The sequence below is a fragment of the Bacillus cereus group sp. MYBK216-1 genome, assembly GCF_051916495.1.
Lineage (GTDB): Bacteria > Bacillota > Bacilli > Bacillales > Bacillaceae_G > Bacillus_A > Bacillus_A thuringiensis_K.
In genome coordinates this window covers 228,790-248,094 of record NZ_JBQAGT010000003.1, presented here as the reverse complement: position 1 = coordinate 248,094, position 19,305 = coordinate 228,790, and the positions used below count along the sequence as shown (strand labels likewise).

Sequence of the window (19,305 nt, the reverse complement as noted above, 5' to 3'; positions counted from 1 at the left end):
TAACACCTGCTTTCATAATTTCTATTATACATGTCCAAAATTATTGCGCTTATTCCCTTTAATTTACAAGTCATCAAAATAAGAAAATTGGCATTTCTTAAAAGAAATGCCAATTCTCAAAAATTAAACTGTTTCAAACGCCAATATGTCGTTTATTATATTAGCATTCTTTTTAAGAATATCTAGCTTTGAATTTGATAACATTTCCATATGGGTTCCGTACCCTTGAATTATCCTGAAATTCTTCGTAGTAGCATTCTCCCACAGTAAATTATTTTCATCTTCTTTTTCTTTTACTGATTTTATATAACTTATATTTCCATCAATACTGCCATTTGTTGTTGTACTCTGTACATACATATAAGACTTCATAATTAATTCTATCAAATAATCACTAGCTAATTTTTCTAAATCTTTATATTTTTTCAGATTGAATTTTTCATGAAGTTCTCTCTTACACTCTTCCTCTGTATAAAGATTCTGTTCTACAATCGTACGGTATTTTGAATCAATAAGAATAAGATTTTCTACTTCAAAACCTTGTCTATTCAATTCTTTTGCCACATCGAATGCAAGAATTCCACCAGCTGAATATCCCACTAATGTGTACGGTCCTTCTGATTGAATATCTTTTATTATTTTAACATATTGTGCAATTCTATTTTCAGATTTAATAAAATTAAAACTGTAAACCGAATATGACTCAATATGCTTTGCTAGCCCCATATATGCTATTCCTATTGAAGCAGCAGGTGGGAAACAAAATAGTTTTTTATTGGTGCTTGTTGAGCTACTAAGTTGAATACAATCCTCTGTATAATCCTTTAACATTTCTTTTGCACCTTCTAAGAACGCTGAAAAACTTCGGACTGTAGGTTTATCAAATACATCTTTAAACGGTACTCTAAAGTTTAACTCTGCAACTATCCTTGAAACAAATGTCATAACGTTTAAAGAATTCGCTCCGATATCAAATAAATTAGTATTCATACCTATTTTTTTGATATTTAAAATTTCTTCCCATATGCTAACAATTTTTTCTTCTAAATCATTTCTTGGCGGTTCGTATTCTAATCCATATTGGACATTTCCATCTGGTGCTGGTAATGAATTTATATCTATTTTACCATTTGTTGTCAACGGCAATTCCTTAAGCTGTGTAAAAAATGCCGGTATCATATAATTTGGAAGTTCTTTTGATAAATATCTTCTCATCTCTGTAACAGTAATTGCTTTTTCTTTATTCTCTAAAACAACATATGCACAAAGATACTGACTATCCTCACCGTCTATTCTTGCAACAACTTTTGTTTCTTTTATATTATCTAATTTTAGAATTTGATTCTCTATTTCTCCTAATTCAATTCTATAACCACGAATTTTGACTTGATGGTCAGTTCTGCCTATAAATTCGATATTTCCACTAGGCAACCATCTTGCAAGATCCCCTGTTCGATACATCTTTGCTCCAGGTACATATGGATTTGATATAAATTTTTCTGCTGTCAATTCAGGTCTATTTAAATAACCTGTAGCAACACCATCTCCACTTATATAAAGTTCTCCTTCTATTCCTACTGGTAATATCTTTTGATTATCATCCAATATATAAATTTGAACATTATCAATTGGCTTCCCAATAGGTACCGATATGTGTTTATCGTCATTAAGGCTATATTTATAAATCATACAGCCAATTGTTGTTTCTGTTGGACCATACTCATTATAGATTTCAACATTATGATTGAAACTTTTTAAAATCTCTCTTGCTAACTCAGTCTTTAAATCTTCTCCACCCACTATTAATCGTTTTATACTTGAATTGCTGTTATCAATATCTCTTATCAACCTTAAATGGGATGGTGTCAATTTTACTATACCTACTCTATTATCCTTAAAGATTTTTCTTATAATTGGTTCATCCCCATCATTATTGTAAATAACTATTTTATTTCCAGAAATTAATGGTGTGAATAATGATGTAATTGTAAGGTCAAATGAGAAAGATGAATACAAGGCAAAATCTAAGGCCTCTCCTTTGACATATTCCTTATTCGCCCATGTTATATAATTGACTAGGCCTCGTTGCTTAAGCATAGTTCCCTTTGGCATACCTGTAGAACCCGAAGTATAAATCATATAAGCCAGATTGTTAGTATTACTTGTTACTTTTATATTTTCAGTAGAATAATGATTATACTCTTCATCTAAAAATACTATTTCTTTACTTAACCTCACTGCATCTTTACCTTTTGTAAGTATTATATTTGTTCCACTATCCTCTACTATATATTTAATTCGCTCTTCAGGATATTCAGGATCTATTGGTAAATATGCTGCTCCAGATTTTAAAATCCCCATAATTCCTATAATCATCTCTAGAGAACGTTCAAGCATGATACCTACAACTGTGTCTGGTTGAACTCCTTTATTCTGGAGTAGCCTAGCTATTTGGTTAGATTTTTCATTAAGTTCTTTATAAGTAAGTTGCTGCTTATCAAATACCACAGCTACCTTATTTGGAGTCCGTTCTACCTGTTCTTCAAATAAGCGATGAATTGTTTTTTCTTTTGGATACTCTGCCTTTGTTTCATTAAACTCATTCAAGAAATAATGCTTTTCTTCTTTTGAAAGGATTTCTAATTGATTCACATTTTTATTTTCATCTTGCACAACTTCGTCCATAATATTTTTTAGATGATTTGCTATGTTCTGGATGAGTTTTTCTGAATAGAGATTTCCATCATATGATATTTTGAGAACAAGCTGTTCACCTGGAACGACAACTATTGTAAATCCATAGTTGGTTTGTTCAATCCCTTTAATATCCTTAAACACGAAACTACTCTTACTTTCTTCTTCCTGAAGTAAACGTTCATCAAGTGCATAATTCTCAAAAATCATTACATGATCAATTAAATCCCTTTTCAAATCACTAAGAGACTGTATATCTGAAAGATTCATATAGTTGTATGCTTGGCTTTCTATTGCTTGTTGCTGTACCTCTTTTAAAATATTTTTAAAGCTCTTCTGTTCTTTTATATTAATTCTCGTTGGAATTGCATTAATGAATAATCCAACCATTTTTTCAATTCCAGCTACTTTGGCATCTCTACCAGAAACGACAGAACCAAATACAACATCGTCTGTATGATTATACTTGGCTAAAATAATCCCCCATAAAGTTTGTAGCACAGTGTTTAACGTAACATTATTTTGATTAGCCAATTCAGTCATTTTTTTCGTAAGTTCCCTTGAAAATTCAATGAGCGTCTCTTGTCCATGGTACTCTCTTGTACTATCAATTTTGAACGATGGAACTTTCGCAGGTTTTTGATATCCTGCTAAATATTGTTTCCAATATTGAATTCCCTCTTCTTTTTCCTGTTCTCCTAACCATCTAATATAATCACTATATGGTCTTGGCTCTTCTAAATTAGGATACTGTCCTACTTGTTTGTTTCCATAGATATGGAACAATTCTCCCAAAATAATACCTCTGCCCCATCCATCGAACAAGATGTGATGATTACTCCATATAATTGTATAAGCCTTATCATCAGTTTGAATAAGTTCCAGTCTAATTAAGACATCTTTACTAAAATCAAAACCTTTTTCTCGATCTTGTTCAATGTAGGTTGTTATACTTTCTTTTTGCTGATCTATTCCTTGCTGTCTAATATCTCGATATCTAAAGCCAATCTTTCGACCTTTTATAATTACATTTTTTGGTTGTTCTGTAATTTCATATTCAATTGCTGTCCGAAGGATTTCATGTCTTTTCATAATATCGTTCAAGCTTTCCTCGAATAAGTTGACATCAATAAACCCTTTGACATCAATGACAAGTTGTTCAAAGTATGCACCTGATTGTGGATCTTCTAATGCATGGAATAGCATACCCTGCTGCATATTAGCTAATGGATAAATCTTTTCTATTTCTCCCCACCTATTTTTCGCCTTTATTTCCTCTAGTTGTTCGAAGCTTAATTCTTTGTCTCCGTAGTCAAATGGTGTTTTTTCAGCCTGTTCCTTAGAAATGCAATGGTGGATTACATCAAGAAGAGCAGCCTTGAAAGCTTCCGTAAACTCCACTACGACATCCTCTGCATATACTTTTGTATTATAAGTCGTATCAATAGTGAGCTTTCCATCTAAGACAATAGCATTGATTTCTATAGGTGTTTCTCTTGTATGTTTACCTCCAATCGACTCTCCTGCCGATATCCAAGAAGAAGAAAAGATTGTATTATTGAGATCTGCATCCATTTGACCTAAGTAATTAAACAAAATAGGTGGCTGTTCAATACTCCATAAATCTGAATCTCCACTCAATTGTTTTAAAACCCCATAGCCTATTCCCTTATTCGGAATTCTTCTAAGAGACTCTTTCACTGTTTTAATAGTCATTGAAAGGTCCTTTTCATCTCCTAAATTGATGTATACAGGATATTTGGTTGTAAACCATCCAACTGTTCGGCTAATATCTACATTTTTTATAATCTGTTCTCTACCATGGCCCTCTAGATTAATCCTAATTTTATTTTCACCAGTTACTCTCCTTGTAGCTATTAAAAGAGCACTAATCAGTAAATCATTGATTTCAGTATGATATGCTTGATTTGTTTCTCTTAACAATCGGCTTGTTTCCTCTATTCCGAGAGCGGTACTAAAAGTATCACTATCCTCATATCGGAATAGTCCAACTTCCTCTTTTTTCTCTAAAAAGTTAACATTATCCTTTAATGTGTTCACCCAATATTGCTTTTCTCTAAGGATTTTTGCACTCTTAGCATACTCGTTGAGCTGAGTGGCATACTCTTTATAAGAAGTCGTTTTTGGATAAAACGCTATTGGTTCTCCTTTCATTAGCTGGCTGTATCCAAGTGCAAAATCTTCAAATAGGACTCTCCAAGAGATTCCATCCACCACAAGGTGATGAATAATAAGTAACAGATGGTCTCCAACATTCGTCTTAAACTGTGCTACATTTACAAGCGGTCCTTCTTGTATATCAATTTTCTTCTGTAATATTGTCGCAAGTTCTTGAATTTTCACATCTGGATTATCTTCTCTCGAAACGTCATAAACATAAAAACCAAATTGATTCTTTTCCACTTCTCGATTGAATTGAAGTACTTCATTATTCTCCTCTTTATAAATCATTCGTAAAGCGTCATGATGTACAAAAATTGCTTCCATAACTTCTTGTATCATTTCCTCACGGAATCCATCTTTCCTATACAACATAACTGCATGATTATAATGATTTACATCTTCTTTTCCATTCATAAAATACGCTTTTTGAATTGGAGTGAGCAACACATCTCCTGTTTCAATTTCATAAGAGCCTTCTTGTATTGTCTCAATATTGACATAGTTGCTTAAAAACTTGATTTCCGGATAGGTAAATAGATCTTTCATCTCTAACGTGATACCTTCTCGTGATAAACGTGAGATAATTTGTAAAGCTTTAATAGAATCTCCACCCGAAGCAAAAAAGTTATGGCTAATCCCAATTGACTTGACTCCTAATATATCTTCCCATACCTTCACAAGTTTTTCTTCTACCTGATTTCTTGGTTTTTCATAATCTACTCCCTTACCCACATCTGGCTCTGGTAAAGCTTTTTCGTCTACTTTTCCATTTGCCGTAAGTGGAATACGCTCCATTTGAACAAAATAAGATGGAATCATGTATTCAGGGATTTCTACTTTTAAGTACGCTCTTAATTCTTCAAATGATAGGTCCCTCTGGGATGTAATATATGCACATAGATATCTTCTTTCGTCCTGACCTTCTCGGTCAATCACGAATGCTTCTTTAATTTGTTCGTGTTTAACTAAATGACGCTTAATCTCTTCTGTTTCAATTCGATAACCTCTTATTTTCACTTGACCGTCAATCCTACCTGCAAGCTCAATTCTACCATCTGATAGTCTTCGAGCAAGATCCCCTGTCCGATACATTTTTTTATTTGGTTCAAACGGATTTTGAACAAATTTTTCTTCGGTCAAATCTGCTCTGTTTAAATATCCACTTGCTACGCCATCTCCTGATAAGCATAATTCACCATAAACACCTTCTGGGACAAGTTTCATTTGTTGATCCACTACGTAAGCCTTCATATTCTGAATTGGTCTTCCAATAACAGGGCATTCTTTGAAAGCTGCCATTGTATCATATTCAATAACTTGATATACCGAACCAATTGTCGCCTCTGTAGGTCCATAGTGATTCATTACCGCATGATTTGGGTAATGTGTATAGAATGTTTCAACATCTATTGGATTGATTTTCTCTCCACCTAACACGACTAATCTCAAAGTTTTACAGCTCTGATTATTTGAGAAACTCGGATCATTCACCAAGACGTTAAAGAGAGACGGTGTTAATTTCAAATAAGAAATCCCTTGTTCTTCTATATACTGTAATGCTTTCTGAGCATTAGTATATACTTCTTTTGTAACGAGATGCAGTTCACATCCATTTAAAAGTGATGAATATAGACTTGTATAGCCCAAGTCAAATGCATAGGAAGATACTAACATTGCCTTATCTGTTTCTTTTAGATTCGCTTCCTTTGTAAACCAAGTCATGTAGTTTACAACGTTGTTATGCTGAACACATACACCTTTAGGTGTACCAGTCGAACCTGATGTATAGATGATATATGCATTATGATTCCATTTATAATTGACTAATAAATTTGATGTATCCCTCTCTTTTATAGAATCATCTTCCATGGAGATTACTTCTGCATTAAATTGGAGAGTTTCTTTCCTTTCTCCTTTTACTATCAATAGGCTAGCATTACTGTCCTTTAAAATGACATTCGTTCTTTTATCCAGTTGTTCAGGATCTATTGGTAAGTAAGTAGCTCCTGCTTTTAATACGGCCATAATTCCAATAATCATTTCAAGAGATTCTTCCACTAACATACCTACTGTTATCCCTGGCTTTGCTCCTTTTTCTTGAAGCAACCTTGCCATTTGATTCGCTCTTTCATTCAGTTCCAGATACGTAAGTTTCTGATTTTTAAATACCACGGCTACATGGTGAGGTGTTCGTTTCACCTGTTCCTCAAATAATTGTGAAATTGTTTTATCTTTCGGATAATCAGCTTTTGTATCTTTATCATCCTGCAATAGCATCTGCACTTCTTCTTCTGAAAGCAACATAATATCCTGAATGCTTTGTTCTGGCTTCTCAATAATTTCTTTAAAAACCTGGATTAAATGTTTAGCTAATCTTTCTACAGTTTCCTTCTTAAATAATTTAGTTCTGTAATTTAATACACATTTGATACTACGCTCTTCTTCAACAGCGGTAAGTGTTAAATCAAATTTAGAAACATGCGCCTTCATTTGATATGGTGAGAAAGTTAAACCTTGTATTTCAAAATCATCATAGTCAAAGTTTTGTAAGACGAGCATTGTATCAAACAAAGCACTTCTGCTCATATCTCTCTTTAAATCTAATTTTTCAACTAATTCATCAAATGGATAATCCTGATTTTCATAAGCTTTTAAAGCATTGTCTTTAACTTCTTTTAAATAATCCTGGAATGAAACGTCTCGTTTTGGATAATTTCTCATTGCAAGAGTATTAACAAAAATACCCATAATCTGTTTCAAATCATCATGAGGTCTTCCTGCGATTGGAGATCCCACTACGATTTCCTCTTGCCCCGTATATTTTGAAAGCAGTGTTGTGTATCCCGCTAACAGAAGCATGTACAGCGTCACACCATGTTCCTTCGCCATCTTCTTAAGATTAACATATATGTCACTATCGATTTCAAAATGTACAAGGTCACCTTCTGTACTTTGAATTGGCGGTCTTTTATAATCTGTTGGCATATTTAGTACTGGTACTTCTTCTTTAAATACATGCATCCAATACTCTTCTTGTTTTTTCATTTCTTCTTGAGTAAACAATTCTCTTTGCCATACAGAATAATCTTTATATTGAATGCTTAATGGAGATAATTCTTTCCCGTTGTATAACTCAGCTAATTCCTGTGTAAAGATCCCCATTGATACACCATCTGATATGATATGGTGCATATCTAATACAATTACGTGCTCATCATCTGTAACATGTATGATTTCAACCCGTAAAAGAGGAGCCTTCTCCAAATCAAACGGTTTAACAAATCCATTGATTATATCATCTAGCTTATTGGTACCCATTTCTCTATACGTCACTTGGAAATCTATGTCTTTCTCAATCTTTTGAACTGGTTCACCATCTACCATTACAAAAGAAGTTCTTAAAGCTTCATGTCTTTCGATTAATTTATGGAAAGCCTTCTCAAGTTGCTGAACATCCAAATCACCTTTTATCTTCATGGCGAACGGTATATTGTAAGATACTCCGTTACCCTCTATTTTGTTTAAAATATAAAGTCTTTTTTGTGCAGATGAAAGTGGATAATAATCTTGTTCTTCTACTTTTTTGATCGATGCATATACACTTTCTTTTGTAGAGTCAATAAATTCTCCAATCCCTTTTATAGTAGGTGTTTGGAAGATTTGTCGTAAAGGTATCTCCACCATAAGTTCCTTATGGATTTTAGAAACCATCGTAGTTGCTTTAAGAGAATGACCTCCTATTTCAAAAAAGTGCTGGTTGATACCGATTTTTTCTACTCCTAAAATTTCCTGCCAAATGGATACAAGTCTTTCTTCGACTTCATTCCTTGGTGCCTCATACTCTACTCCCACAACTGCACTTTCATCAGGTTCTGGTAAGGCCTTTCGGTCCACTTTTCCATTGGCTGTAAGTGGTAGTTTATCCAACTGAACGAAAAACGCAGGAATCATATACTCTGGAAGCTCTTGCGCCAAATCCTTCCGAATTTCTTGTAATTTGGATTCTTTCTTACGTGTTTCAGACGTAAAATAAGCACATAAATATGGTTGACCATTATTATCCTCTCTTGCGATGACAACGGCTTCTTTAATCTCTTTCTGTTTGAAAAGTTGATTCTCTACCTCACCAAGTTCAATCCTGAAACCTCGAATTTTCACTTGATGGTCAATTCTACCTAAAAATTCGATATTCCCATTAGGCAATAACCTTGCAAGATCTCCTGTCCGGTACATCCTTTCCCCTGGAATGAATGGATTTGGAACAAACTTCTCCGCTGTGAGCTCTGGTCTGTTTAAATAACCACGTGCCAAACCTTCCCCACTTACACAAAGTTCACCTGCAACTCCTAATGGCACTAAATTATTTTCCATATCAAGGATATAAACCCTGTTATTACTTATTGGTTTACCAATAAGTACCTTCTGATCTTCCTGTTTTAATTCACATATTGTAGAACAAACACTATTTTCTGTTGGACCATATTCATTAAACAATTTTACGTGAGGTATTTTCTGAAAATGTTTTGTAATTAGATTTTCATTAAAACCTTCACCTGCAATTGTCACAAATCTCAAATCTAATAAAGGCTTATCAATAGTGTTTAATAGATTATTATAATAGCTTGGAACGGCTAACAAATTAGTTACTTTATTATTTTGAATAATATTTATAAATTTACTGAAATTCATTCTTATATCTTCTATTAAAATTAATTTACCTCCAGAAAGCAAAGTAGTAAAAATATCTTCAACAGAGCTGTCAAAAGAGAAAGAAGGCATCTGTAACGTAATATCACTGTCACTATATTGATATGATTCTATTCTCCAACATAACGTATTGAGAATAGATTTATGATTCACCATTACACCCTTTGGTTTTCCAGTTGAACCTGAAGTGTATATTATATAAGCCATGTCAGCGGACTTATTTAGACTAGGCAAGTTTTCTGTAAATCTATCCTTAATCTTTTGTACATTTATATCAATACAAGTTAAATCATAATCTACTTGTTTATTTTCTTGTTTTAACAATATTTCTATACCACTGTCTTCCAACATATATCTTCTTCTATCCTCTGGATACTCAGGATCAATTGGAAGGTATGCTCCCCCGGCTTTTAATATCGCCATCATACCAACTATCATTTCAATCGAACGTTCAACCATAATACCAACCACAGTATTAGATTTCACACCTTTTTCTCTTAGCAGAGCAGCGACTTGATTAGATTTTTCGTTAAGTTCCCAATAAGTCAATTGTTTATTTTCAAACACAACTGCAATATTTTCAGGTGTCCTTTCTACCTGTTCTTGGAACAATTGATGGATCGTCTTCTCTTTTGGGTAATCTACTTTTGTATCATTAAATTCATACAATAAAGTTGTTCTTTCTTCTTCTGCAATTATGTCTATTTCATTTATTTTCTTATTCTCATCTGCAATCACTTGTTCAGTTACTTTTTTAATGTGCATTTCGATATTATCTATTATTTTGTCATCATAAATATTTCCATCATAAGTCAAAACTAAATTTAACTGCTCACCTGGAGTTGCAGCAATACTAAAACTATAATTGCTCTGCTCTTCTGCATGTATATCTTCTACCTCAAAACCTATATCCATTTTTTCATTTCCGGCAATACGTTTATCAACAGCATAGTTCTCAAACACAATTATATGATCTATAAGATCATTCTTTAATTTACTCATTGCTTGAACTTCAGCTAAATTCATATAGTTATAATTATTACTAGCTATAGCTTCACTCTGTACAACCGTTAAAACCTCTTTAAACTTCTGATTCTTTCCAAGGTTTATTCTAGTTGGAATGGCATTAATAAATAAACCAATCATCTTTTCAATTCCGTCTACTGGTGCTTCCCTTCCCGATACAATAGTTCCAAATACTACTTCGTCTGTATTATTATACTTCGCCAAAATAATACCCCAAATACTCTGGAATACTGTATTAAAGGTTACGCTATTCCTATTAGCAAGCTGTGTAATCTTATTTGTTAATTCGTTCGAAAATTCAATTACTTTTTCTCTTCTTAAATACTCACTATTATTCTTAGTAATCTGTAATTTTGGTATTTGCGCTTTCTCTTCATAACCATCTAAATATTGCTCCCAATAACTTTTACCTTCTTCTTTATCTTGCTCTTCCAGCCATTTTATATAATCGCTATAAGGTTTCGTTTCTTCTAACTCATATTCTTCACCATTTATTAATTTTCCATATACAGTGAATAACTCACCTAATACGATTCCAAGACACCAACCGTCCAATAAAATATGGTGATGACTCCATACCAATTTATATAAGTTTTCATCTGTTCTAATCAAACATACTCTCATTAAAGTATCTTTACTTAAGTTAAATCCCTTTTCTGTATCTTCTTCTCTATAATTTTTTATGAATAACTCTTTTTCTATAGTTCCTCTTTCACTTATATCGCAATATTGAACACCTATTTCTCTATCCGCTATTATTATTTGTCTAGGCTCCCCAACTATTTCATATTCAAATGATGCTCTTAGTATTTCGTATCTTTGCATGATTTTATTAAAACTTGTTTTTAATATCTCTACATCAACGTATCCTGTTATATCCATGACAGTTTGTTCAAAATATGCTTTTGAATTTTTGTTTTCCAAAGCATGGAACAGCATTCCTTTTTGCATATTTGCTAACGGGTAAATCTTTTCAATTTCGAAATCTTTATACTTTTCTTTAATATCCTTAAGTTCACTTAGAGTTAATTTAGTATCCCCATAGTCATAAGGCGTTTTTTCCACCTCTATTTGACTAACACAATGATCAATTATAGTTTCAAGACTTTCTTTAAACTTATCATTTAATTTCCTGATTGTTAGTTCATCAAACTCTAGCTCATTAAAGGTAGTATTTATAACCAATTCATTATTAATAATTATCGAATTGATTTCTATCGAATTATTTCTTGAAATCTTTCCTCCAATTGTTTCCCCATAAGAAAATTTTGATTCAGAAAATTCATTTCTGTTAACATCATTATCCATTTCACCTAAATAGTTAAATGAAATTGGTGCTTTTTGTTCATTTAATAGATACTTCTCTTTTGATAAATATTTTAGTATACCAAATCCGATTCCCTTGTTAGGAATTTTCCTTAAAGTTTCTTTTACCATTTTTATATTAGTAGCAAGATCGGTCTCATTGCCTAAATCTATAAGTACTGGATACATAGTTGTAAACCAACCTACAGTCCTACTAATATCTACATTTTCTAAGATATCTTCTCTTCCATGTCCCTCCATATTTATTTTTATACAATTTTCACTTGTTATCTCTCTAGCACCTAATAATAAGGAAGTTAACAATATATCATTTATTTCTGTATTGTATGCTCTATTGGATTTTCTTAATAAACTTATAGTCTTTTCCTTATTTAAAGAAATACTAACTGTTTTACTATTTTCGAATGTGTCACTTTTGAGCTCTTTTTTTCTAGGTATAAATGCAACCTCAGTATTTGCTATCTCTTGCCAATACTCTTTTTCCTTTAATAATTTATTGTTACTAGCATACTCCCTCAGCTTAGAGGAAAATTCTTTAAAGGATTCAGTCTTGAATCCAACGTCTAACTTCTCACCTCTTAAATCCTGAGAATATAGAGTTTCAAAATCTTCTAATATTATTCTCCATGATACTCCATCTACTACAAGATGATGAATGGTAATAAGCAGATGATCACCTTGATTCGTTTTAAATAAACAAAGATTAACGAGTTTACCATTTTTGATGGAAGATTTCTTTTGGATATTTGTCGCTAATTCATATATTTTCTCTTCCTTATTCTCTACTCCCTCAACATCATGAACGTATAAATCAAAGAGGTTATCCTTATAGCCTCTATTATACTGAATGATCTCTCCATCATTTTCTCTATAAATCATTCTCAGGGCATCATGCTGCTCTAATATCTTATTAAAGACTCTCTCTATTCTCTTTTGATCAAATCCATCTTCCCTAAACAGCATAAATGATTGATTAAAATGATCTAGTTCTTCTTTATTTTTCTCAAAATACCATTTTTGAATTGGAGATAATATTACTTCTCCTGTAACTATTTCATAAGGTTTTAACCGTTTGTTTTGCTTTTTTACATACTTACTAAGATCTTTAATTTTAGGGTTTGCAAATAGATCTTTCACTTCTAACTTAAGATTTATTCTAGACAATCTGGACACAATTTGCAGAGCCTTAATAGAATCTCCACCTGATACAAAGAAATGATGATTTATCCCTATATCCTCTATGCCTAGGATATCCCTCCAAATCTCAACAAGATGTGTTTCAACTTCATTTCTTGGTGCCTCATATTCTACCCCTGATTGACTACTTCTATCTGGTTCTGGAAGTGCTTTTCGATCCACTTTATCGTTTGATGTAAGTGGTAACTGGTCAAGTTGAACAAAATAAGAGGGAATCATGTAATCAGGAAGTTCCTTTTCTAAAAATTCTCTTATCTTGGCTGAAGATATTGCTTTTTCAGACACAATATAAGCACTTATATACGTATGATTTTTCTTATCCTCTTTTGCTACTACTACGACCTCTTTTATATCTTGATGTTTTAACAACTGGCTCTCTATTTCACCAAGTTCTATTCTATACCCACGTATTTTTACTTGATGGTCAATTCTTCCTATGAATTCAACATTTCCATCAGGCATCCATCTTACAAGATCACCTGTACGATACATTTTTTCTCCACTGACGAAAGGATTTCCCACAAATTTCTCGGCAGTTAAGGCTGGATTATTTAAATAACCTCTTGCCAATCCAACTCCAGATATACATAACTCTCCTGTTACTCCAATTGGACAAAGCTGATTATACTTATTTACTATATAAACTTTAGTATTATACACCGGTTTTCCAATTGGAATATTATCATCATTTTTATTCATTAAGAAACTTGTAGTTACTACTGTATTTTCGGTTGGACCGTAGGCATTTACAAGTTGATAGCGAGTATTCTTATTTAAAATTAACTTTTCGCCACCGGATACTAACATTCTTAAAGAATGATTATCTTGTAATATAAATTGTTCACTTACCTTAGATGGGAATGTTGCAACTGTTATGTCTTTACTATTCATATATTCATTTAATTTATCTAGATCAAGCCTCATATCTTTGCCTAAAACGTGCAAAGTAGCTCCGGTGATTAAACAAGGGAAAATTTCTCCAATAGATGCATCAAATGAGACTTTCAAATAGTTTGTAATTCGATCTCTTTCTGTTATTTTATGAAAATCTACATACCAATTACATAAATTGACTAAGGAATGATGTTCCACTAACACCCCTTTTGGTAAACCCGTGGAACCAGACGTATAAATGACATAGGCTAAATCATTTCTATTATTACGCCTTTCCATATTAATTTGCTCTTGATTTTTTATTGTTTCATCATTAATTGAGATTTTAGTTATACATTCATTATTGATAAAATGAAGTTTATCGTATAAATGAGTCTGCGTTAATACGAATTTTGCGTTACTATCTTCTACCATATATTTAATTCGCTCTTCAGGATATTCAGGGTCTATTGGTAAATACGCTGCCCCTGATTTTAATATACCCATGATACCGACAATCATATCTAAAGAACGTTCCACCATAATTCCTACAATCATTTCTGGATGAACACCCTTATCATAAAGTACTCTAGCTACTTGATTGGATTTTTCATTGAGCTCCTTATAAGTAACTTGTTGCCCCTCAAATTCTACGGCAACCTTGTTTGGAGTTCTCTCTACCTGCTCCTCAAATAATTGATAAATGGTTTTATTCTTTGGATAATCCATATAAGTTTCATTAAATTCATTCAAAAGAATGTGCTTTTCTTCTCCCGAAAGCATATCTATTTGACCTAAACAAACTTCCTGATTATTAGTAATTTCTCTTAAAATACTAACAAAGTGCTCTGATATTTTAGCTATTGTCTCTTTCTTAAACAATTTTGTACAATATTCTAAATCAAATTTTATGATGTTATTAGTTTCTACTGCTGATAATGTTAAATCAAAATTTGCTATATTAAGTTCACTATCATATGTTTCAAAACTTAACCCTTTAATCTCTTCATTAGAGGTATCTAAGTTTTGTAGCACAAACATCGTATCAAATAATGCACTTCTACTCATATCTCTTTGTAAGTCCAACTTTTCAACCAGTTCATCCAAAGGATAATCTTGATTTTCATAAGCCTTTAATGCATTTTCTTTTACTTCTCTTAAATAATTACGAAATGTTTTATCTTCATTTGGATAATTTCTCATCGCAAGGGTATTCACAAACATTCCGACAATATTTTCAAAATCATGATGGCTTCTTCCTGCAATTGGAGATCCTACCACAATATCATCTTGACCCGTATATCTTGAAAGTAAAGTTGTATATCCAGCTAACAGAAGCATATACATGGTAACCCCATTTTCTTTTGCAATTCTATTAAGGTTCTTTGTCAACTCACTATCTATTTCAAAACTTCTTCGAGCCCCTTCAACACTTTGTGTCGGCGGCCTTTTATAATCTGTTGGCATATTTAAAATAGGTACTTCTTCTTTAAAAACATTTATCCAATATTCTTCTTGCTTCTTCATTTCCTCTTGAGTAAACAAGTCTTTTTGCCATACTGCATAATCTTTATACTGTAGGTCCAATGGGGATAACTCTTTCCCTTCATACAGTTTACAGAGCTCTCTATTTAAAATGTTCATTGAAACTCCATCTGAAATGATATGGTGCATATCTAGGACCATCACGTGCTCATCATCTGTGACATGTATAATTTCAACCCTTAAAAGAGGACCTTTCTCCAAATCAAACGGTTTAACAAATCCATTAATCATTTCATCTAGCTTATTGGTACCCATTTCTCTATACGTCACTTGGAAATCTATCTCTTTTTCAATCTTTTGAACTGGTTCACCATCTACCATTACGAAAGAAGTTCTTAAGGCCTCATGTCTTTCGATTAGTTTATAGAATGTATTCTCAAGCTGATGAACATCCAAATCACCTTTTATTTTCATAGCGAAAGGCATATTATAAGATACTCCGCTACCCTCTATTTTGTTTAAAATGTAGAGTCTTCTTTGGGCAGATGAGAGCGGATAATAATCCTGTTCTTCTACTTTTTTGATCGATGCATATACACTTTCTTTCGTAGAGTCAATATATTCTCCAATTCCTTTTATAGTAGGTGTTTGGAAGATTTGTCGTAAAGGTAGCTCCACCATAAGTTCCTTATGGATTCTAGAAACCATCGTAGTCGCTTTCAGTGAATGGCCTCCAATTTCAAAAAAGTTGTGTTGAATTCCTATGTTTTCTATATCTAAAATATCTTGCCAAATGGATACAAGCTTTTCTTCGACTGTATTCCTTGGTGCCTCATACTCTACTACTCCTGCAACCGAACTTTCATCAGGACTTGGTAAAGCCTTTCGATCCACTTTCCCATTTGTAGTAAGTGGTAGCTTGTCTAGCTGAACAAAAAAAGCAGGAATCATATACTCTGGTAACTCTTTTGCCAAAAACTTTCGAATTTCTTGAACCCTAATCTCGCCCTTCGATGATTCGGAAGTAAAGTACGCACATAAATATTGATGATGACTATTATCTTCTCTTGCGATAACAACAGCTTCTTTTACTTCCTTATGTTTTAGAAGTTGACTCTCTATCTCACCCAGTTCAATCCTGAAACCACGAATTTTCACTTGATGGTCAATTCTTCCTAAAAACTCAATATTTCCATCAGGTAACATTCTCACAAGGTCTCCTGTTCGATACATTCTCTCTCCTAGAATGAACGGATTTGGAACGAATCTCTGAACTGTTAATCTCTCGTTATTTAAATACCCTTTACTTAATCCGTCTCCAGAAATACATAGTTCTCCAGGCACACCAAGTGGAAGCAGGTTAGAATTTTTATCTACTACAAAAACCGAAGTATTTGCTAACGGTTTTCCTATTGGGATAACCTCAGTTACTTCATTAACAAAATAATAAGTAGCATATACCGTGCTTTCAGTTGGACCATAAACATGAATAATTTTATCTTTGCCCAATTTCTCAAGGGCTTTGTTCACATGTGAAACTGAAACTCTTTCACCACCGAATAATATTTTTCTTATTTTATCTAAACAATCTATTTCTAAATCTACAAGCGCATTAAATAAAGCTGTGGTAATAAACATAATACTTATCTGTTCTTCCTTTATTAACTTAGCTAGTTTAACAAGACTTAATACAGTGTCCTTCTCAACCATTATTAACTTTGCACCATTTAGAAGCGCACCATAAATATCAAATATAGACCCATCAAAAGCATAATTCGAAAGTTGTAGTATCGTATCATTCTCATTAATTTCAATATAATTTGTATTCTTAACTACTCTAATTGCACTATAATGCGGAATAACTACTCCTTTTGGTGTTCCTGTTGATCCTGAAGTATAAATGATATAAGCTGTATCACTTGAATGATTTATCAAATTCAAATTATCTGTACTTAGCCTTAGAAAATTCTCTTGATCTAAATTAATTAACTCCACATTCAAATTAAGTTGACTTATACATCTATCTTGAGTCAATAAAACTTTTACATTACTATCTTGTAACATGTAGTCAATTCTCTCTTTAGGAGTCTCAGGATCAATTGGTAAATACGCCGCTCCGGATTTTAAAATCCCCATAATTCCTATAATCATTTCTAAAGAACGGTCCACCATGATTCCTACAATTGTGTTTGATTGAACACCTTTTTCTCGCAGTAGTCTAGCTATTTGATTTGATTTTTCATTTAATTCCCTATAAGTTAGGTTATTACTTTTAAAGCTAACTGCCACACGGTCAGGTGTCTTCTCAACCTGTTCCTCAAACAATTGATGTATCAACCTATCTTTAGGATATTCAACGGTTGTTTCATTAAATTTATAAAGAAGGATGTTTCTTTCCTCTTCTGAAATTAAATCTATATCGATCAATTTCTTAGCATCATTTTCGATAACTTGCTTCGTTACATTTTGAATATGACACTCTAAATTGTTGATTAGTCTTTCTTCATATACATTTTCATCATATACAATTGTTAGTTTCAATTTCTCTCCTATTCCTACAGTAAGGCTTAGGCTATAATTACTTCTCTCTTCGTCGGTTACAGATACAACTTCGAACCCTAATCCACTTTCCTTTTCTTCCAATCCTTTTTCATCAATAGCATAATTTTCAAATACTAATATATGATCAATAAGATTACTTTTTAAGTTGCTAAGAGCTTGAACTTCGGCTAAATTAATATAATTATAATCATTACCCTCTATTGCATCATGTTGAGTTGCTTTTAAAACCTCTTTAAATGATTTTTCACTTTGCAACTTTATTCTAGTTGGTATTGTATTTATAAATAAACCTAACATATTCTCTATACCTTCTACAGCTGCATCTCTGCCTGAGACAACTGTTCCAAAAACAACATCCTCACTATTGTTATACTTCGCTAGAATAAGCCCCCAAATACTCTGCATCACTGTATTTAAGGTGACGTTATTTTTATTTGCCAGTTGTGTAATCTTATCAGTTAACTCTTTTGAAAACTCTATCACTTTTTCTCTTCTCTGATACTTTCCAGCACTAGAGTTATTAAATTTAGGGAGGGTAGCAGTTAACTCATACCCCTCCAGATACTTACTCCAATACTTCAATCCTTCTTCATTATCCTGATTATTTAGCCAATTTATATAATCACTATAGGGTCTAGGATCTTCTAATTGATGCTCTTCACCTTTCATTTTATGTGAATAGATAGTAAATAACTCATCTAATATAATCCCAATACACCAACCATCAAGTAATATATGATGAAAGCTCCAAATTACTTTATATGAGTTATCATTTGTTTTGATCAAACAAATTCTCATAAGGGTTTCTTTTGTTAGGTCAAAGCCCTTCACCTTATCATCTACTATATATTTTTCCACATATAAATCTTTAGTGTTTAAATCTAAATTACTTACATCATTGTAGCTAAACTTAATTTTTCTATCCCTTAATATTACATGTAATGGCTCGTCCAATTTATAATTAAATGATGCTCTTAACACTTCGTGCCGTTTCATAATCTCGTTGAAACTTTCCTCAAAAATAGTTTCATCTACATAACCTTTTATATCTAATATAATTTGTTCAAAATATGCATCTGAATTTTTATCTTCAATAGCATGAAACAGTATCCCCTTTTGCATATTTGACAATGGATAGATTTTCTCAACTTTATTAACTTTCATAAATTTATCCCCCTAAATAGTTTCCGTCGGAAAAGGCACAAAAATTATAAATATGATTTGTACAATTAAGTAGTCGCTATGATTGTG

1 protein-coding gene is annotated in these 19,305 nt (G+C 32.5%); it reads right to left on the bottom strand.

Features of this window, described 5'->3' with window-relative positions:
• Positions 1-123 precede the first annotated feature (123 nt).
• Positions 124-19,218 (bottom strand): non-ribosomal peptide synthetase, encoded by a 19,095-nt coding sequence (locus ACTFRH_RS11470; protein ID WP_033703281.1) that lies wholly within the window; start codon positions 19,216-19,218, stop codon positions 124-126.
• Positions 19,219-19,305: the final 87 nt, after the last annotated feature.